Annotated in this window: 19 protein-coding genes and 1 pseudogene; 14 read left to right on the top strand and 6 right to left on the bottom strand. The window is 54.9% G+C overall.

The window, feature by feature from the left end; all coding sequences use genetic code 11:
• Positions 1-371: pseudogene (locus TRICHSKD4_RS31920) on the bottom strand (dienelactone hydrolase-related enzyme); the annotation flags it as partial.
• Positions 361-1,920: an RcgA family putative transporter gene (locus TRICHSKD4_RS26540; RefSeq protein ID WP_040617607.1), complete on the bottom strand. Its 1,560-nt coding sequence runs from the start codon at positions 1,918-1,920 to the stop codon at positions 361-363. The pseudogene TRICHSKD4_RS31920 and the gene TRICHSKD4_RS26540, both read right to left, overlap by 11 nt.
• A 123-nt stretch (positions 1,921-2,043) precedes the next feature.
• Here TRICHSKD4_RS26540 and TRICHSKD4_RS26535 point away from each other — a divergent pair, with 123 nt between their 5' ends.
• Complete coding sequence (locus TRICHSKD4_RS26535; protein ID WP_040617606.1) at positions 2,044-2,307, top strand: hypothetical protein; 264 nt, start codon at positions 2,044-2,046, stop codon at positions 2,305-2,307.
• 281 nt (positions 2,308-2,588) lie between these two features.
• On the opposite strand, the gene TRICHSKD4_RS26530 is transcribed toward TRICHSKD4_RS26535, so the two are convergent.
• The 4 genes from TRICHSKD4_RS26530 to TRICHSKD4_RS26515 are packed head-to-tail and all read right to left on the bottom strand — an operon-like array spanning position 2,589 to position 5,068.
• Positions 2,589-3,155 carry a hypothetical protein gene (locus TRICHSKD4_RS26530; protein ID WP_009469560.1) on the bottom strand — a complete coding sequence of 189 codons (567 nt, stop codon included), beginning with the start codon at positions 3,153-3,155 and terminating at the stop codon, positions 2,589-2,591.
• Between the two features lie 58 nt (positions 3,156-3,213).
• On the bottom strand, positions 3,214-3,918 hold the full coding sequence (locus TRICHSKD4_RS26525; RefSeq protein ID WP_009469559.1) for a thermonuclease family protein: 705 nt from the start codon (positions 3,916-3,918) through the stop codon (positions 3,214-3,216).
• The gene (locus TRICHSKD4_RS26520; protein WP_040617652.1) at positions 3,915-4,451 is read right to left on the bottom strand and encodes a thermonuclease family protein; all 537 of its coding nucleotides are present in this window, start codon (positions 4,449-4,451) and stop codon (positions 3,915-3,917) included. The genes TRICHSKD4_RS26525 and TRICHSKD4_RS26520 overlap by 4 nt, the downstream gene beginning before the upstream one ends.
• The gene (locus TRICHSKD4_RS26515; RefSeq protein ID WP_009469557.1) at positions 4,448-5,068 is read right to left on the bottom strand and encodes a hypothetical protein; all 621 of its coding nucleotides are present in this window, start codon (positions 5,066-5,068) and stop codon (positions 4,448-4,450) included. The genes TRICHSKD4_RS26520 and TRICHSKD4_RS26515 overlap by 4 nt, the downstream gene beginning before the upstream one ends.
• A gap of 624 nt (positions 5,069-5,692) precedes the next feature.
• On the opposite strand from TRICHSKD4_RS26515, the gene TRICHSKD4_RS32515 reads away from it, so the two are divergent.
• The 13 genes from TRICHSKD4_RS32515 to TRICHSKD4_RS26450 all read left to right on the top strand — a co-directional run.
• Entirely contained in the window at positions 5,693-6,226 is a 534-nt protein-coding gene (locus tag TRICHSKD4_RS32515; RefSeq protein ID WP_371257079.1) for a lytic transglycosylase domain-containing protein, read from the top strand.
• A gap of 11 nt (positions 6,227-6,237) precedes the next feature.
• On the top strand, positions 6,238-6,570 hold the full coding sequence (locus TRICHSKD4_RS26505; protein ID WP_009469555.1) for a TrbC/VirB2 family protein: 333 nt from the start codon (positions 6,238-6,240) through the stop codon (positions 6,568-6,570).
• Positions 6,570-6,869 (top strand): type IV secretion system protein VirB3, encoded by a 300-nt coding sequence (locus TRICHSKD4_RS26500; RefSeq protein ID WP_009469554.1) that lies wholly within the window; start codon positions 6,570-6,572, stop codon positions 6,867-6,869. Before TRICHSKD4_RS26505 ends, TRICHSKD4_RS26500 begins: the two co-directional genes overlap by 1 nt.
• Positions 6,870-6,872: 3 nt before the next feature.
• Positions 6,873-9,332: a VirB4 family type IV secretion/conjugal transfer ATPase gene (locus tag TRICHSKD4_RS26495; protein WP_009469553.1), complete on the top strand. Its 2,460-nt coding sequence runs from the start codon at positions 6,873-6,875 to the stop codon at positions 9,330-9,332.
• Positions 9,329-10,462, top strand: a complete 1,134-nt coding sequence (locus TRICHSKD4_RS26490) for a lytic transglycosylase domain-containing protein (protein WP_009469552.1) — start codon at positions 9,329-9,331, stop codon at positions 10,460-10,462. Before TRICHSKD4_RS26495 ends, TRICHSKD4_RS26490 begins: the two co-directional genes overlap by 4 nt.
• A 14-nt stretch (positions 10,463-10,476) precedes the next feature.
• Entirely contained in the window at positions 10,477-11,175 is a 699-nt protein-coding gene (locus TRICHSKD4_RS26485) for a type IV secretion system protein (protein ID WP_009469551.1), read from the top strand.
• Entirely contained in the window at positions 11,168-11,401 is a 234-nt protein-coding gene (locus TRICHSKD4_RS26480; RefSeq protein ID WP_009469550.1) for a hypothetical protein, read from the top strand. Before TRICHSKD4_RS26485 ends, TRICHSKD4_RS26480 begins: the two co-directional genes overlap by 8 nt.
• A gap of 3 nt (positions 11,402-11,404) precedes the next feature.
• On the top strand, positions 11,405-12,424 hold the full coding sequence (locus TRICHSKD4_RS26475; RefSeq protein WP_040617605.1) for a type IV secretion system protein: 1,020 nt from the start codon (positions 11,405-11,407) through the stop codon (positions 12,422-12,424).
• Between the two features lie 155 nt (positions 12,425-12,579).
• Positions 12,580-13,272: a virB8 family protein gene (locus TRICHSKD4_RS26470; protein WP_009469548.1), complete on the top strand. Its 693-nt coding sequence runs from the start codon at positions 12,580-12,582 to the stop codon at positions 13,270-13,272.
• Positions 13,269-14,084: a P-type conjugative transfer protein VirB9 gene (gene virB9 / locus TRICHSKD4_RS26465; protein WP_009469547.1), complete on the top strand. Its 816-nt coding sequence runs from the start codon at positions 13,269-13,271 to the stop codon at positions 14,082-14,084. The genes TRICHSKD4_RS26470 and virB9 overlap by 4 nt, the downstream gene beginning before the upstream one ends.
• The gene (gene virB10 / locus TRICHSKD4_RS26460; RefSeq protein WP_009469546.1) at positions 14,081-15,292 is read left to right on the top strand and encodes a type IV secretion system protein VirB10; all 1,212 of its coding nucleotides are present in this window, start codon (positions 14,081-14,083) and stop codon (positions 15,290-15,292) included. The genes virB9 and virB10 overlap by 4 nt, the downstream gene beginning before the upstream one ends.
• Positions 15,273-16,295 carry a P-type DNA transfer ATPase VirB11 gene (gene virB11 / locus TRICHSKD4_RS26455; protein ID WP_009469545.1) on the top strand — a complete coding sequence of 341 codons (1,023 nt, stop codon included), beginning with the start codon at positions 15,273-15,275 and terminating at the stop codon, positions 16,293-16,295. Before virB10 ends, virB11 begins: the two co-directional genes overlap by 20 nt.
• Positions 16,292-18,102 (top strand): type IV secretory system conjugative DNA transfer family protein (locus tag TRICHSKD4_RS26450; RefSeq protein WP_083782898.1); only part of this gene is annotated, 1,811 nt, incomplete at its 3' end. The genes virB11 and TRICHSKD4_RS26450, both read left to right, overlap by 4 nt.

Here is an 18,102-nt window from a genome sequence, read left to right as displayed (position 1 = left end):
CGAGCGATCTGAGGCTTTCTTATTTTTGCATTCCATTGATGAAACACGACAACAGCGTGCCGCGCGGCCGGATTTTCTGTGATCAATGCCCGAACGACATTGTTTTCCTGAATGTCGGTTACGAGACCTGAAGGAAAACTTAGAAGAGAACCGTTCATATTAAACAGTTTCAAATTGCTGTCTGGCCTTTGAAAAAACTCGGGATCCTTTGAAACCTGTTCCGCGTGAGAACAGAACCCTTCAATCGTGGTTATGCCTGAGACATTTGGGAATGCGAGTTCTACATCAAGAGTAAACTCTGATGGGGTTTTATCTGCTTCCCCATTTTGCGCACGTTGTTCGTCCCATTTGTCCAGCCAGCTATGAAACACGCTGGTTCCTCCTGAATTTTGCGAAGTTCACGACCGTGAACTCTGGATCGAATAGCCCATAAATTGCCAGCAGCACGCCCGCCATTAACAGCAAAGAAGACCCGGGAAAAGAATTGAACAATAAGTAACTTAAAAACAAAAATACGATTGTCATCGACAATCTAGGCAAAGATACTTTTGCTTTCACAAATGACTTTAACCGAACGAGACCAAACAGAAAAACAAAACAGCTAATCAACGCCACCACAAGGCTCGTATAGTGCGTCGGCATTCGATATCTGACGGCACTTTGTTCAGCTGCGCTTTCATGGGCCATCAAGTGCGAATCGCCCACCAGCCAGGAAAGGATGTCTGTTCCACTTGATGCAAGATAGGCGCTCTGCGACTTCATTGATATCGCTACCAGGATCCCCAGAAGAGTGCAGCGGAAGATACAATAGGCTGCCCGAGTACTGAAATTTTCTGATTGGACCGGGTCCAGCTCACCGAACTGACCCTTCATCGCCATATTTGAATTGCAGATACTTTGAACCAGAGTGCACAACAATATGAAGCCTGCGAAAAACAGGTAAAAGCACAAGCTCATATAAACATAGGCAAGAGCCGTAAACAGCACTGATTCCTGAACCGTTACGATATCAGGTCTTTCGATGGCAATCTTGCTCCAGTCGATTGAATATTTTCCCGTGCCCTTTACCAAGGGTAAAAATACCATACCAATCCACTGGAATAGCCCGGCAAACAACAAACAGACGGAAAAAACAACCCAATAGAGATAGGAGAAACCGTTGACGGATTTCTGCCACTCATTCAGGTGTCCAATGTTCGATTTCCATGTTGATACCAAATCAGCAACGAATGCAAAAAAGAGCGGCATGAACAGCATGAATATAAGCGTCCAGTTTGCTGTCCATAAAAACCCTACTTGTTTAACGACCCCATCTGCCCGCTCATATGTCACATTGTGAATGCCGATTAGAAACGACAAAAAGCCGAGCGCTATCATGCCGCCCAAAACGGATGTTGGCAGACTTAAGGATTGTCCGTGGCAATAAGCGGACTCAGTCCTCAGAGCCAGGTTGAACCCGGACTTTTTCTCGATTGGGAGTGTGCTCACCATGTTTTGGGAGGTTTTCATGGTGTTGTCAGGCGCTTCACCGTTGTGAGCGGCTGTATCAGCATGATCTTTTTGACAGCGCCTTTTGTTTTTCAAGCGCTCCTGAGCGGCCTTCAGTGCAAGCTGCCATTCATTGACTAATACCGGGTCATTACATCCAAATATTTTGGCCAACCAACGGATATTTGCGGCGCTAACCCCTTTGCTATTTTTTTGAAACCAGAGTTGCACTGTCCGCAACTCAATCCCGGTTCGGTTGGAATCGATCTGCGAAATTGCCTCAGCAAGCAATTCTGGTGTCCAGGGCCCCGCAAGGTACTTTCCCTCCTCCAACGGTCGCCCGGCACCGGCGGCAACCGCCTTTTGAAAAAGTTGCTTGAAATCGCTCTCATCATTGGGCGGAGGCAAATATTTTTTTCCATTCAATTCCAATGGGTTCCGCCCGCAATTTCGTTCCGTTTCGTTTGGTTTCTTGAGTTTTTACCGTTCCTGAGCTTCGTCGTCCAGCGGGTTACGCAGGAGTAGCTCGTCTTCTCTAAACGGCATGAGATCACAATGAAGACTGAAGAATCACTGTCCATTAAGATCAAACGTCACCAAACAGCCTATCTATCAGCTATCGCAGACGGTGCTGTCTCTGATTGGGCTGAAGAGGAGACGGCATTGATGGCAGTCATCTTACATGAGCCTCGAGATCCAGCAGAGCTAAATCAGAGGCTGATCTACATTGCAGGATATCTTATCGCTTCAAAAGGGAGGCTGACGCCTGAGGAAATGGAGTATCTTTGCGCCCGTTCCCTATTTGTGACGGGCCACTAACGTGCCGTGATCTGAGCGATCATCCATAACATGGACGATGCTCTACCGCGCATGGTTTTGCATAAACCTAAATCTGCTTCTAATGAACCCAACTTGTATTCTCTCATATTCGACCCCGACACTAGGTCCCCTTCCCTCAACCATTATGTGTTCGGGAAACCATGACGCCCCAAGGATCGCTGGGATTCGATTGCGCCCCTGCCCGTTAAATCAAAACGAGAGGAATTTTTTCAACAATACAGCCCTTTGATAGGGAAAGTGCAGCTGTTCATGAGAGTTGATTAATACGTCAGGTTAAACCAGTTGCGCTGTTTTACGCCCTGTTCGCTCGGAATGTCGAAATAATATGGGTCTGCGCGGCGCGGACGCGGCTGGGTGACCTGAACCATACATTCATTGCTGTTATTACCGCCCTGTTCCAATTTTTTGATGGTAATCCCATTGCGGTCATTTTCCCGGCTGTCGCCGTATTGGGTGCGGAAGGCGGCCCGATTGAGACACTGGTTGACCGTCTTCGTGCACTGATCCTTGTTGTCGAAACCGAAACTCAGGCCGCCATCGCTTGAGGAGACTGCCGTCATGCCGTCCGGACAGGCTTCAAACGGCTCGAAACCGGGCTTGCCCGTCTTGGCCTCTTGGCAGATCGGCCATTTGAACTTGGGCTTTGCCATGGCTTTGATCAGTTTTGTCATCGGCGGAACGCAATAGGGAACGCCGTGCCATGATGGGGATTGAGAAGCTGCGCAAAGAAGGATCTGACATCCCCAGGAGGCTTCCTCGGCTTTAGTTGTTGCTGGCGGCATGGCAAGAACTGCCAGACTGGCGGCGGCAAAAAGCAATCGTCTCATATCAATTGTTCCTCTGAACAATGTGCCTGGAAACAGAGACGCAAGAACCTGCCAGTTGCTAACGGTCTGTCCGTTTCGGCTTGTTCCGGGCGTCCGCAAAGGGTGGAGTAATCTCGCTTTTTCTGGTCACAAGAAGGTTGAATTCCGCGATCGGATGGCGATCCAGCGTCCTGTCAACGGCCCTTCGCCGCCATTCTTTCATGTCGAGAACGTAGGTGCCCCACATGCCGTAGCGGGCGGCGATGGCATTGGTTTGATAGGCGTAATACTGGGCGTTGATATAGGGGGAATCCAGACGCGCCCACCCGACCCGCAGCATTTCGGCGGCAAGGTCTACCCCTCCTGTCATGCACTGCGCGACGGGAACGCCGTCATTGGCATGGCCCAAACCGGTGCAGCTTATCGGCCTGTTGCCAACGGCGCGTTTCAGCCATGCTTTTGCAAGTGGGCCGCAGGGAACCGGGGGCGGAGCCGGATTTTTGGTCCGGTTGGTCCATTTCGGGTCAAGAGCCCATTGCGGCAATTCGCAGGTGTCGATGCCAGCCAGTCGAACCTTGAAGCCATTGCCAAGCGTGCCAAACATCAAGGTCCGCCCGTCGAGCACAGTTACACGCCCCTTGTATATGGGACGGTCGATAACTTCTTCGCCCGGCGGTGCTGGCTGACCACGCAGCGCATGCCAGTCCTCATAGGCAAGGTCTGCGCCAAGGGCAGGCAGTGCAAGGACGCTCACTGCGATTGCAGGAATGAGGGAAAGTTTCATTGGGCGGCAGTCCTCGCACGCTGGTTTGCCTCCCGGCTGAGCAGGATTGCCGGGTGTTGAACATCAAAGAACTGCCAAAGGCCCGCCTTCTTCTGCTGAGCCAGTTGCTCGGCAATGGCGTAAGGGGGATGGTATGGCAGGCCATCGGTCTTGAGGGCTGCGAAGGCGTAGCCTTTCGTGACCATAATCTGCGCAAGGTCGAGGCGCTGGTTGCCGACAGTGGCGTAACAAACCACATAGGACATTCCGCCCATCTTCGCGACAGGCGCACAGATCGGCTTGGTGTCCTTGATATAGGCTGCGAGAACCGCAAGGGACGCTGCCCCGCAATCCTGCCGATTGCCCTGCCCATCGGTATAGGCGGTGCCGCGCAGGCAGGACTGGATGCCGTAGAGCCGGAAGCGTTCGCCATTGGAAACCCATGTATCTCCGGTTTCCAGCGTCACGCCGGGAGCAAGGTCAAAATACCCCTGTGGCGCGGCATGGGCCGCGAAGGGCAGGACCACGGCCATGAACGCAGCGGCGAACCTCATTGGGCGGCCCATTGGGCCTGCACCCTCGGATCGGCCCACATGCCATAGCCGCCCTTGCGACCGATTTCCTGATCCTTGGCAAGGTCGGGACGGTCAAAAGAGCCGTCACGTTTTTTCGTCAGGCGAACAGCACCTGCGGACAATAGCTGTTCTTCCAGATTGTCTACGCCGTCCATCGCGTTTGGGTAGTAATAATACCCATAGCATGTGACGTCTTGTAGGGGAGCAGTCTGCTCGCTGATGAAGGCCCTGCAGAGCAGGACTTTCGGGCTTTGAAGCATGATCTGCAATTGCTTCGTGGCGTATTCCTCGCATGTCCCGGAAAAATCTTCAGCGCGATTGACCATGTTGCCGCTGCACGGCTCAAGACCGTAGAGATGCAAGGCCGTTTTATCATCAACCCGGAAGTCAGTCGCGGTCATGGCCTTAAAGCCCTTTGCCGTCGCATAGCCTTTTCGCTCTGCAACATTCCCGGCCCCATCATAATACTCAATCACAAGAACCGTCTTTCCCGGAGCGGCGAGTGAGCGGACGTAATCTTCATTCACTTCAGAAACAGCGAAGGCGGAAGTCGCCAACACGCAGCCTAAAAGCGCGGGAATGATGGCTTTTTTCATACTCTGGCCCTGTTCATCGATTGTTCCGGGGCTCTCCAGTGAAATTTTGGACTTCCCCTAAGTCAGAAAACTTGTAAAAGTGATTCAAATCGGTATCACTTATAACTCAACTTAATCAGTTTTCATAGCAATCACAACACCGTTCGCCATGCGGCCATGATGAAAAATAATACCACCCAAGCAAAATCTTCAAGTCCATTCAATTTGATCGTAATGACCATCGTGTTGCTGATTTCAACAAATGCCGCCTTATCTCAAAACACTAATGGAACTGGCTTTTTCCCAAGTAATTACAGTACTTTTCATATATATTCGGACGAGAGAATCGCCACCATCATTGCCAGCTCAAAAACCGAAGCGAGAATTTCTCGCAGTGAATTCGCCCCTGGTGCTGACGAGATTGTCACAGAAGCCTCAAGTCATCTTAGTGCGCGCAACGCGTTTCGTGGAACCCAATTCATTGCGATGCAATTTGATTCACTTTCGAACATGTATTTCACCGCTCCCTCGCCCGTAACAGAGAAATTCAAACACGCTCAAAGATTGTCCTCCCCAACATCGTTCGAAATAGAACCAAAAAATTCTCGCACAACATCACCAGCCGCCGAATGCGGACCTTCGCCATTGTCATCAGATGAGATCAAAACGCTGGTTGCGGCGAGTGCACACAAACATGGTGTTGATACATCCTTTGCCCTTGCGATTGCCTGGGCCGAAAGCCGTTTTGACGAGGCTCGCAATTCTCCCAAAGGCGCTCGCGGGCCAATGCAGCTCATTCCCGCGACAGCCGCCCGTTTCGGCGTCAAGGATATCTGTGATCCGGCGCAGAATATCGAGGGCGGGATGAAATACCTGCGTGTCCTGTTCGATGAATTCCAGAACCCGCTTCTGGTGGCAGCTGCCTACAACAGCGGCGAAGGCCGGATTTATGAGCATGGCGGCATCCCGCCTTTCCACGAGACAGTCGGTTATGTCGCAAGGGTCGTGAACTACCAGCTCGGCCTTCCAATGCCGGCCCCCAAAGCAAAACCCAGAGCTGTCAACAAAGCCCCTGCACCAGCAAAGGCTCAAAGCCCGGCGAGAAAACCCAAACACGATGCAGGCGTCATTGCCGTTCAAAAGACCGGCACGTTCGTCGGTGGCGTGATGCATTTTTGAAGGAGTTGAGAATGAAGAATGATGTCGTCCGGCATTCCCCGGCCTTGAAAGCCGTGTGCGTGATCGGCTTTTTTGCAGCGCTACAGGTTGTCGGCGCCGATCACGCCTTTGCACAGTCGGGCGGGGCATTTGGCCCTATTCAAACTGCCGTCCAGATGATCGTCGATTTCATCACCGGCCCCTTCGGACGGCTCATGGCGATCATCGCGGTTATCGGTCTTGGTTTTCTCGCCTTCGCCGGTCGTCTTTCATGGTTCACCGCCGGGGCCGTTGTTCTTGGGATCGGTCTTGTCTTCGGCGCACCGACCATTGTTGACCAGATGATTTCGTCGGTGGGTGGCTGATGAACGAGTTTCAGGATGAAACGCCGACTGTGACGCCACTGGTGATCGGCCTGACCCGTTCACCAACGCTTTGGGGTGTGCCCTATATGGCGGTCATCCTGATTATCGGCGCAACGATCATCGGATGGCTTGCGACCAATCATCTGGCCGCCCTTCTGGTCGCACCTGCCGCGTATTTGTTCCTGTTTTCGCTCTGCGCATGGGACAGCAAGATCCTTGATGTCCTGCAAGTGGCTTCCCGCAAGACACCGGGAACGCCCAACAAGCGCTTTTGGGGCACCAATTCATACGGACCGTAATCAATGCTGAAAGTCGTCAGGGAAGAACTTGGCTTTGGAAAGATTGCGGGCAGTGAACGGCCCATGTCCGTTCATATCCCCTATATGCGCCATGTTTCCGATACGGTCATCGGGCTTGAAAATGGAACACTTGTCAGTGTGATCAAGCTCGATGGCCTGTTCTTCCAGACCGAAGATCAGGCCGAGATAAACATGCGGACCGTGGTCCAGAACACGATGATCCGGGCGCTTGGATCAAGCCGCTATTCCCTGTGGTCCACCGTTATCCGCCGTCAGGTGGATACACAGATCGGCGGCTCATTCAGTGCCCCCTTCTGTGAAATCCTGAATGACCGGTACATGCAGGACCTTAGCAAGAAGCGGATGTTCAGCAACGAGATCTATCTGACCATCGTGCGCTCCGGCATGAAGGGCGCGCTCGGCGTTGGCGACACGTTGAAACGGTTCCTTGAGCGCTCCAATAGGCAAGCCAAGGCACAGGCCGAGCGCGAGGATGTCACAGAACTGGAAGAACTCGTTGGTAACATCACCAAGGAACTGCACAAATACGGCGCTGAGGCGCTTGGCATCACCTATCGCAGGAAGTCGGACGACAGCGCCAGAAAGGAAGGCGATGGCGAGGGGGCCAGAGGTGAACCCTATTCCGAGCCTTGCGAGTTCTTCAACACGATCCTGACATGCGGCATTCCCCGCAAGATGCGGCTGCCGCGCATGGGATTGCGCAACTATGTCGGCACCTCCCGGCTCCACTTTTCAAAACGGGCCATGCAGGCGCAGGCGGCTGTTGATGAAGACAACCGATACGCAGCAATGCTGTCGATCAAGGAATATCCTGCCTTCACCGGGCCGGGGATGCTGGACGGCCTGCTTCAGGTGAACCACGAGTTCATCCTGACGCAATCCTTCACCCTTGCCGACAAGCCGATTGCACAAGAGCGCATCAGCCGTCTTCAGCGTCAGATCAGGGCATCGGATGAAGCGGGCAGTTCGGTTGAGCACGATATCGACCATGCGCTCAACAGCCTTCTCAATCAGGAAGCCGTTTTCGGGTTCCATCATTTCTCTCTGCTGTGCATCTCGCGGGATCTGGACAGTTTGAGCCGCTGCGTTTCCGATCTTGGTGCATGTTTGACCGACATGAACATCAACTGGCTTCGCGAAGACCTCAATCAGGAAGCCTCGTTCTGGGCGCAGCTACCGGGAAACCGGTCCTACATTTCCCGCACGGCCATGCTGTCGAGCGCCAATTTCTCCGGGCTTTCCTCGATGCACAACTTTGCCTCCGGGCAGGTCGATCGCACCCATTGGGGTCTGCCGATCACCATTTTGGAAACCACGTCCCAGACACCCTACTGGTTCAATTTCCATCGCCGGGATATCGGCCACTTCACCGTGACAGGTCCGACCGGATCGGGCAAGACCGTGGGCCTGACCTTCCTGCTGGCCCAGGCAATGCGGGTCTCGCCCTCGCCCCGTGCCGTCTTTTTCGACAAGGACAGGGGCGCGGAGATTTTCGTCAGGGCAATGGGCGGGGCTTATGAAGTCCTGACCCCCGGCACGCCAACCGGCTTTAATCCGCTCCAACTGGAAAACACCGGCGAAAACCGGGAGTTTCTGGTGCGCCTCCTGAAGGCGATCCTGAAAGGGGACCAGCGAACAGGCTTTACCCAGGAAGACGAGGACACGCTTGAAAAGGCGGTTGTCCGTCTCATGGAAGAGCCGGTTTCCCAACGCAATCTTCCCAATCTTGCCGACCTTTTGATGGGGCGCTCAAGGGCGGATGCCAACGATCTTCATTCTCGCTTACGCCCGTGGATTGAAGGCGAAAAGGCGTGGCTCTTCAACGCAGCCAATGATGTCCTGTCCTTTTCCGGTCAAGGCATCTTCGGCTTTGACATGACCAACATCCTCGGCAACGAGGAGCTGAGAACGCCAGCGCTGATGTATCTTTATCACCGGCTGGACGAACTCTTGGACGGCAACCCCGTCATGTTCTTCATGGATGAAGGCTGGCAGCTTCTCATGGACGACACGTTCAGCGCCTTCATTGTCGACAAGATGAAGACGATCCGAAAGCTCAACGGCATCGTCGGCTTTGGCACGCAGTCTGCGGCGGACATTACCAAATCCAGGGCATCGCACACCCTGATCGAGCAGTCTGCGACCAACATTCATTTCCCGAACCCGCGTGCGGACGAGGAAAGTTACATCAAGCGGTTCGGCCTGACGGTGAAGGAGTTCCGTTTCATCAAGAACACGCCGCCGGAAAAGCGAACCTTTCTGGTCAAGCATGGCAATGACTCCGTCATTGCACGCCTTGACCTCTCGGCAATGCCCGATCTTGTGAAGGTGCTTTCAGGGCGCAAGGAAACGATCGAGGAGTGCGCGGCCCTTCGCGAACAGTTCGGCGATGCGCCGGAAAACTGGCTGGCGAAATTCTGCGGATGGGAGAATGCCGAATGAGAACGCCTCTGACCCGCGCTCTTTTGGCCCAGTCCCCTCTGGCCCTCGTTCCTTTGGCACTGACTTTTCTTGCAGTAATCCTGACATTCGGAGCCACTGATCCTGCATTTGCGCAGGTTCCTGTTACCGATGGCGCACTGACGTCGAGCGATACGGGCCGCAAGGACACGACAAAGAAGATCAGGGAGACGGCCAGTCGTCAGCATTCGGTGAGCAAAAGCGTCACCTGCTCGATGTACAAGCCCGGGCGCGGCGGCAATGCGCTTTCTGCGGCTCAGGCCAATCCAGAAATCGTTGGCCTTGTAAAACGGATCGCACGCCAAGAAGGCATCGATGAAACCCTCTTCATGTCGCTTGTCTATCAGGAAAGCCGGTTCAATCCTTGCGCCAGATCTCATGCAGGGGCCATCGGACTGGCACAGTTGATGCCGGGAACCGCGAAGGATCTCCGCGTCAATCCGCATGATGTTGAACAGAACCTGCGGGGCGGGGCTCGCTATCTGAAGACGCAGCTTAAGAACTTCAACGGGAACAGCAACCTTGCGCTTGCGGCTTATAATGCCGGGCCGGGCAATGTAGAAAAATATGGCGGCATTCCGCCTTTCAAGGAAACGCAAGGCTATGTCGCCGCCATCAAAGGCAAATGGATGCCGCAGTTCGGCGGTGCCGATCTTTCTACCATACCGGAGAATTTCGGGGGCGGCACTTCGGGCTATACCGGCGCGCGCGATGCAACCATCAATTCCATGGCAGTCAGCCAGTCGATTGCCGACAGCAGCGGCAACGTTGCCTCGTGGCTCATGCAGCTCGGCCAGATGGGAAGCGGCACCCTTCAGGACAGTTGGGATCACAATTCGGGGGCGCGAAACGCCAACCTTGAAATGATGAACCAGGCCATCCTTCTTGGAACGACGATGGCAGAGTTGATCAATTCCCAGAACGCCCTCGATCTGGGCGCGCTTTCAGGATCATCGCAATCCAGCGACTACAGGAACGAAGACGACAAGGACCGTGAGGTGACGGACCTTTGCGACAAGGAACAGCAGCTTGAATGGAGCGAAAAAGAGCAGGCATGCGTTCGAAAGCTCGAACCTGCGGCCAGCACACAATTGCTGTTGAAAGCTGAATGAGAAGGAAAACGGCCATGAAAAGAGCATTTCTGACAGCGGTTTCGCTGGTGATGGCATCAACTGCCCATGCGCAGGTTCCTGTCATTGACAGCGCCAACCTCAAGATCGCGACCGAAACCTCGCAGACCACCGACCAGATCCTTGAAACAAACAGGCAAGTTCTGAAAACCGTCGAGGAAACGCTGAAGGCAGTCACGGGGGACCGGGGCAGTGTTTCCGGGGCCATGCAGAACCTTGCCGTCGGTCAGGGCTTCAGCGTTTCCCAGATGCCCTCCCTCGACAGTCTCTTGCAGGGCGGTGTTCCGAATTTCGGCGGTATGGGCGGGGATATCGGCCAGATCGCAACCACGTTCATCAACGGTCTTCAGCTCGTGAAAAACCTGTCCGGCAAGGAGGGCAGCACATTCTCGGGCGATAAATCCTACGAGCAGATGATGCAGACGGTGCTTGGTGTTGCCGCCCTTGTGACGGGCGCACAGCAGGCCGTTCAATCAAGAACACAAGCGTTCAAACAGGCCGGTTCTCAAATCGGTCAGGCCGAGGACATAAAGGGCTCGATTGACCAGAACACCCAGCTTCAGGTGCAAACCGGCCTGACCATCAATGAAATGATCGGCGTCATGAACGGGGCTGTCAGCTCGCTACAGGCCCAGAACCAGCGCCGTCTTGTCGATATCTCGAACACCAGGAAGGCCCTGACCTACGGTGAATAAGACGCTCAAGAAGAATGGCTTTGTGATGTTCTCTCTCCTGATTGCCCTCAGTGCGAGCGGTTGCGCCGGCACACCGAGAGAAAAGACGGCCCCGTGCAAGCGGCCTGCGAACCTTACCGCCTACGGTGAGGATAACCGTCAGGACTGCGGGTCGATGGCCCTTGTGAACACCAACCATCTGGAAGCACTGGCGGCAATCGACGCCATGGCTGCGAACGGAAAGTAAAACCTGATGAACTTCCTGGACAAGCTGCTGACGGCTCTGGAAACCGCAGGCGCGAATTTCACGCAACTTGCCTATCAGGCGATCAGCATGGAAATCATGCCGCTCTTGAGGATCATGTTAATCGCCTATATCGCCTGGTACGGGATCCAGTTGATGCTGGGAACAGCCCGTATCAGCGCCAGCGAGGTCGTCTTGCGTGTTGTTCGCATGACGATCATCGTTGCCTTTATCGGTCAGTGGGGCAACTTCCAGGTATTCTTCTATGACTGGCTGAACGACACGCCAGAAGATGTCGGCAGACTGCTTCTATCAAAAAGCGGCACGGGAATTACCGAACCAACGAGCGGGCTGTCGCAGATCTGGAAGACCGCCAACGAGGCGGCATCCGCCTTTGCAGCACAAACCGGATATTTTGCCATTTTGCCTAGTATAGTCGGTGGTCTGATCATGCTGGCTGTTGGTCTCTTCATCGCGGTCGCCCTTGCCATTCTCGTGCTTTCAAAGGTGATGATGTGGGGACTGCTGGCGATTGCGCCGATTTTCATCGCCTGTCTGATGTTCGAGAACACCCGCCCGTACGCGATGTCCTGGTTCCAGCAGGTTCTGACTTACGCGATCATGCCGCTCTTTGTTTTTGTCGTTGCAGCCTTCCTGATCACGACCATGGACGCGGAAGTCCAGAAAGTTGTCGCAGCCTCCACCAAAAGCGAAATCAAGCTGAGCGATATTGCGGCGTTTCTCATGATCTGCGTGGCAGGCGCATTCGTCCTCTTCAACATCCAGACGCTTGCTCAAGGAATTGCCGGGGGCATCGCAACGGGCATTGGAAGCGCCGTTCAAAAGCGCACTTACGGAGCCATTCGCTTCGGAAGCAATGGTAGCAGAGCGACAGCGGGGACCATTGGCAATGTTGGCATGGCTGCCCGCAAGCGAACCGTTGCCGGCATGCAGGATAACATTCGTAACAGTGCGACAGCACAGGCAATGCAGAAAAAGATTATCGAAAACAGCACGCCGAAATAACTCGCTTGGAGCGTTTCCAGGCGAAGTGGATACCGGTTCGCGGTCCGAAAACGCGTCAAAACAAAGAAATAGGGCAGATCGAACGTTTCAATGAATGTGAGATTTGCTCTAACGCTGGTTGCCGGTTTTAAAGCCGGAATTAAGGGCAAGACTTGATGGCAGAGAATAATGATGCGCTGCGGAGCTATTTCCAGGACGGGGACCGCTGGGAACACGAGATCGTCAAGAAGGCCAAGCGGTCCAAGGCATTTGCGTGGTTCATAACACTGATCTTTGCCAGCATCACGATCCTCTCGCTCGGTGCCCTCGTGATGCTCGTGCCGCTCAAGAGCTTTGAGCCCTATATTGTCGAGGTGGACAGAAACACCGGTTACATCGAGGTCAAGACCGGTCTGACCCGCACTTCCAGCATTACGGACCAGCAAGCGGTCACACAGGCTAATGTCGTTCGTTATATCCGCTCGCGTGAGGGCTATGATCCCTTTGCCATCGAAGAGAATTTCGGGATTGCGGCTCTCCTGTCCACCGGCAAGGCGGCAAGCGAGCTGCAAGATGAATGGAGCGCTGCAAATCCTGACAATCCCGCGCGCAAGCTTGGCAAAAACAAGTCAATCAGCGTTGACGTCAAGTCTGTCACCTTCCCGAACGCCACGACCGCGCTTGTGCGGTTCTCAACCCTTGAGAAGTCGGAAACCGACGCAATCCCCCACCATTATATTTCCGTGGTCCGGTATCGCTACACGGACACACCGGAGAAAAACGAATGGCGCTTTGAAAACCCGCTCGGCTTTCAGGTCTATGACTACCGCCGCGATCAGGAAACAGTGACGTCAGGAGGCCAGCAGTGAGATATGGCCTTTTGCTGGCAGTGAGCATTGCCGTCGCAGCGATGACTGACGCCTATGGTGCACAGCAACCACGGTCCGGCAAGCGCGATGCAAGAGTAACCAGCGTTGTCTACCAGCCCAACGATGTGGTGAAGGTTTCAGCAACCTATGGCATCTCGACCATGATCATCTTTGACGAGGACGAGAGGTTCGAGACAATCTCGTTGGGTGATACGGATAGCTGGCAGGTTGCCCCTTCGGAAAAAGGCAACATCCTGTTCGTGAAGCCTGTTGCCAAAAACGTTGCCACGAACATGAACGTGGTAACGACAAAGCGGATCTATTTTCTGGAGCTGAATGACCATGCCCCTGGTGAGGGAAAGAAGGTGTTCGGGATACGCTTTGTCTATCCCGAGAAGAACCTCAATTCGGCGCTTCGCAAGGAGGCAGAGTTCAGGGCGGCCAATCCGAACATTTCCAAAATCGACAAGGAAAACGTCAATATCGACTACTCCTTTTCCGGGGATGCGGCCTTAAAACCGACCATGATCTTTGATGACGGAAACAAGACCTTCTTCAAGTTTGGCGGGCAGACCGTTCCAGCCATCTTCGCCGTCCAGTCGGACTTTTCCGAAACCCTTCGCAATTTCCGTAAAGAGGGCGACTTCATCGTGGTTGATGGCGTTGCCACGCAATATACGCTGCGCGACGGCGACCAGTGGACCTGCATCTTCAATCTGCGCAAGCCTGATTTTGCGGCTCCCGACCCCGACATCATGGCCCCGAAAGAAGATCCGATTGCAACAAAACGCTGGAAGGGCGGCAACTCATGAAGCGCAGTCCTGAACTCGATGCGATGACTGCAAGCGACGAGGCCGCGGTCAGCAACAGCAATGTGAAGCGCAACCAGACCGTCGGTAAGGTGGCGCTTGTTGCCGCGGGCGTGGTCGCGGGCTACTTCGTGCTGGCAACCTCCGGCGACAAGCCCCCGCAAAACCCGCGGAGCGAAGAGGAATTTCGCACATCGACGTTCCGTCCGCCGGATTTGTCAGGGACGGCGAGGCTGAACCTCAGCAGCCGGAACAAACCGTTCTGGTGTTGGCGCCGCCCCCTCCCCCCGCCTCCGATCGAGCCGGTCGATGTCACGACATTCAACGTACCGCCTCCCCCCGCAATCGTGGAGCCGCCAAGCGCTCCCCCGCCTGAAGAAGAACCGTTCCCCGAACGGTTCCGCTCAAAACAGATTGCATTTGATCAAAACCGGGGCGGTGCGGCAGGCGGCTCGCTTGATGGCTCGGCAGGTGGACCGCCTTTGACGGTTGCCGGTGAGGATCGCAACAGCCAGTATCTTTCCTCGGCAAGTGCGATCGGTGATCGCTCGGCAAAGGCACGCCAGATCAAACGCATCGATGCCATGATCCCGGAAGGGACATTGATTCCGGGTATTCTGGAAACGGCGATTGTCAGTGACCTTCCCGGCCAGGTGCGGGCAATCACTTCAAAGGATGTTTATTCCTTTGATGGCCGGCGCGTTCTCATTCCGACCGGAACCCGTCTGATTGGCGAATACCAGTCGGAGGTGGTAGTAGGTCAGCGGCGGGTGTTTGTCATCTGGACACGGTTGATCCGGGATGATGGCGTATCGGTGCGGCTGAACTCCATTGGCGCGGACAGTCTGGGCCGCTCTGGCCTGACCGGTCATGTTGACAACAAGTTCCGCGAGCGCTTTGGCGCGTCGATCCTCCTGTCGATTGTCGGCGGCGGGGCAAGTTACCTTGCCGGGTTTGGCAGCAATATCAGCTCGGTTGACAGCAACACGGCACGGGGTGCTGAGCTTGCCCGCGAGACCATTGCCGAGACATTCAGCGACATGGCGAATACGGTTCTTGCCGAGAACCTGAGAATACCGCCAACGATCAGCGTGCCCCAGGGCGAGCGCATCTTTGTCTATGTTCGCCAGGATCTCGACTTCAGCGCCATGTATGACGATCCGGTCACGGAAGCCATGAAGGAAATCACACGTGAACGCTCTGGCAGATAGCAATGCCGCTTATGATCCTCACTATTTTCTGACCCGTTCCCTCGAACCGGTCAGGGAGTTTCTTGATGATCCGAAGGTGGTTGAAATTGCCGTCAACAGGCCAGGTGAGGTCTATGTCGAACGTTTCGGTGCCGATCACATGGAGCACCATGAAATCCCCTCCCTGACCGCACGGGAAATCGAAAACATAGGCGAGCGTGTGGCTGCCAGCACAAAGCAGTTCCTCAATGCCGCCAACCCGATCCTGAGTGCTGCCCTGCCGACCGGCGAGCGTATTCAGGTCGTCTTGCCCCCTGCCGCGCCCGATGGCGGATCGATCACGATCCGCAAGCAGGTCATCCAGAACTTCTCGCTGGAGGATTACCGGGACAACGGCTCCCTCGACAAGGTATCGGTTGCCGTTGGCGGTTTGAGTGACGTTGACCATGAACTGATCGGGCATCTGTGGGCCGGGAAGATCTATGACTTCATCCATACCGCCATCACCAAACGGGTCTCGATCCTCATTAGTGGCGGAACGTCTTCGGGCAAGACGACCTTCCTCAATGCCTGCCTGAACTCGGTCGATAAAAACGAGCGCATCCTGACACTGGAAGATACGCGCGAGCTGTTTCCGCCGCAAAAGAACACGGTTCATCTGATTGCCTCCAAGGGCGGTCAGGGCACGGCAAACGTAACAATCCAGAACTTGCTCGAATCGGCCCTGCGCATGCGGCCCGACCGTCTCTTTGTCGGGGAAATCCGGGGCGCGGAAGCTTTTTCGTTCCTGCGCGCCATCAACACCGGCCATCCGGGAAGCATGTCAACGGTTCATGCGGACACGCCGCTTGGGGCCTACGAACAGCTTGCCATGATGATGCAGCAATCGGGCCTGTCGGCTGGCTACACCAGGCAGGACTTGATGTCCTACATTCAGATGGTCATTCCGATTGTGATCCAGCTCCGGCGCGAAGGCGGCAGGCGCGGTGTCTCGGAAATCTATTTTGCGCGGGATGGTCAATGAGCAAGGGGCTTCGGGGCTTTTATCTGGCGTTCTGCCTTTTGATCGCAGTTGCCGTCTGGATGCTGTCTTATGGTGCGGGGCTTTTGCTCTTTTACGGGGACGGCCGCATTCTGGATGCAACGATCACGACCAACCCTTTTGCACCGGTTCAGCAATTGTTCGCCTATAGCTCGTCGCCGGTCTTGCAGAAGGTGGCGCTCGGCGCACTGGCGCCTGCCCTGATCATCGCCGGAATTATTGCCCGCCTTGGCCTCAAACCTGCCAGCAATCCGCTTGGGGATGCCTCCTTCCAGGATTTGGCTGCGCTCCGGCGCGGCAAGTGGTTTGGCAAGAAGGGGCATATCTTCGGGCGGATGGGACGCAACATCCTGCGCGCCCGTGATGATCGCCATCACCTCATCATCGGCCCGACCCGATCCGGCAAGGGCGCTGGCTATGTGATCCCCAATGCGTTGATGCATGAAGGATCGATGATCGTCACGGACCTCAAGGGCGAAGTCTACAAGGCAACAGCCGGATACAGGAAGAAGCACGGAAGTCAGGTCTTCCTGTTCTCCCCCGGCTCGGAGAAAACCAACAGCTATAACCCGCTGGACTTCGTGCGGCCCGAACGGGGTAACCGGACAACCGATATCCAGAATATCGCTGGCATTCTGGTTCCCGAAAACACTGAATCCGACAATTCGGTCTGGCAGGCGACGGCCCAACAGGTTCTTGCAGGTAGCATCAGCTATGTTCTGGAAAGCCCGTTCTATGAGGGCCGTCGTACGCTCGGGGAAATCAACTCCTTCTTCAACAGCGGCACGGACTTGCAAGCCTTGATGCGGCACATCAAGGAAAAAGAACCTTACCTGTCGAAGTTCACGGTGGAGAGCTTCAATTCGTATCTGGCACTTTCCGATCGCGCTGCCGCCTCGGCGCTCCTTGATATCCAGAAGGCCATGCGGCCCTTCAAGAATGAGCGGATCGTTGCAGCAACGAACATGACGGACATGGATCTCCGCTCTATGAAGCGACGGCCAATCACCATCTATCTTGCGCCGAACATCACCGACATTACACTCCTGCGTCCGCTGCTCACGCTGTTCATTCAACAGGTGATGGATATCCTCACCCTTGAACATGATCCAAAGTCCGTGCCGGTCTATTTTCTGCTGGACGAGTTCAGGCAGTTGAAGCGCATGAACGAGATCATGACCAAACTGCCCTACGTGGCTGGTTACAAGATCAAGCTGGCCTTCATCATTCAGGACTTGAAGAACCTCGACGAGATTTATGGCGAGACCTCCCGACACTCGCTTCTCGGCAATTGCGGTTATCAGCTTATTCTTGGTGCCAACGATCAGGCGACGGCGGACTATGCCTCCCGTGCGCTTGGCAAACAGACCATCCGCTATCAGTCCGAATCCCGCACGGTTGAGCTGTTGGGGCTTCCGCGCCGGACAAAATCGGAACAGATCAGGGACCGTGATCTGATGATGCCGCAGGAAGTGCGCCAGATGCCCGAAGACAGGATGATCCTGCTGGTGGAGGGGCAACGCCCGATATTTGGCGAGAAGCTGCGCTTCTTCAACACCGAGCCGTTCAAGGGTGCGGAAGCGTATTCGCAGGCTCACACTCCACCGGTCCCGGATATCGAATATCTTCCCGCAAAGCCGATTCCGGCCACAACGGAATCTTACGCAAATGCGGGCGGCGAAACGGATACGCCTGCACCAGCGGTTCAGAAGGCCAGCGAGGAAAAGCCGGAACCCTACAAGCCTGCCGTGGTTCCCCGGACCGTGAACCCGGCGGCGCTATCCGGGCA

It is taken from the genome of Roseibium sp. TrichSKD4 (assembly GCF_000148725.1).
GTDB lineage: Bacteria > Pseudomonadota > Alphaproteobacteria > Rhizobiales > Stappiaceae > Roseibium.
Note: the sequence above shows the minus strand (reverse complement) of the source record. Positions and strands in the feature narration are given on the sequence as shown.

Coding starts and splice junctions, on each gene's coding strand:
- TRICHSKD4_RS26535 (WP_040617606.1), top strand. CDS start 2,044: ATGAAGACTGAAGAATCACTGTCCATTAAGATCAAACGTCACCAAACA.
- TRICHSKD4_RS26530 (WP_009469560.1), bottom strand. CDS start 3,155: ATGAGACGATTGCTTTTTGCCGCCGCCAGTCTGGCAGTTCTTGCCATG.
- TRICHSKD4_RS26525 (WP_009469559.1), bottom strand. CDS start 3,918: ATGAAACTTTCCCTCATTCCTGCAATCGCAGTGAGCGTCCTTGCACTG.
- TRICHSKD4_RS26520 (WP_040617652.1), bottom strand. CDS start 4,451: ATGAGGTTCGCCGCTGCGTTCATGGCCGTGGTCCTGCCCTTCGCGGCC.
- TRICHSKD4_RS26515 (WP_009469557.1), bottom strand. CDS start 5,068: ATGAAAAAAGCCATCATTCCCGCGCTTTTAGGCTGCGTGTTGGCGACT.
- TRICHSKD4_RS26505 (WP_009469555.1), top strand. CDS start 6,238: ATGAAGAATGATGTCGTCCGGCATTCCCCGGCCTTGAAAGCCGTGTGC.
- TRICHSKD4_RS26500 (WP_009469554.1), top strand. CDS start 6,570: ATGAACGAGTTTCAGGATGAAACGCCGACTGTGACGCCACTGGTGATC.
- TRICHSKD4_RS26495 (WP_009469553.1), top strand. CDS start 6,873: ATGCTGAAAGTCGTCAGGGAAGAACTTGGCTTTGGAAAGATTGCGGGC.
- TRICHSKD4_RS26490 (WP_009469552.1), top strand. CDS start 9,329: ATGAGAACGCCTCTGACCCGCGCTCTTTTGGCCCAGTCCCCTCTGGCC.
- TRICHSKD4_RS26485 (WP_009469551.1), top strand. CDS start 10,477: ATGAAAAGAGCATTTCTGACAGCGGTTTCGCTGGTGATGGCATCAACT.
- TRICHSKD4_RS26470 (WP_009469548.1), top strand. CDS start 12,580: ATGGCAGAGAATAATGATGCGCTGCGGAGCTATTTCCAGGACGGGGAC.
- virB10 (WP_009469546.1), top strand. CDS start 14,081: ATGAAGCGCAGTCCTGAACTCGATGCGATGACTGCAAGCGACGAGGCC.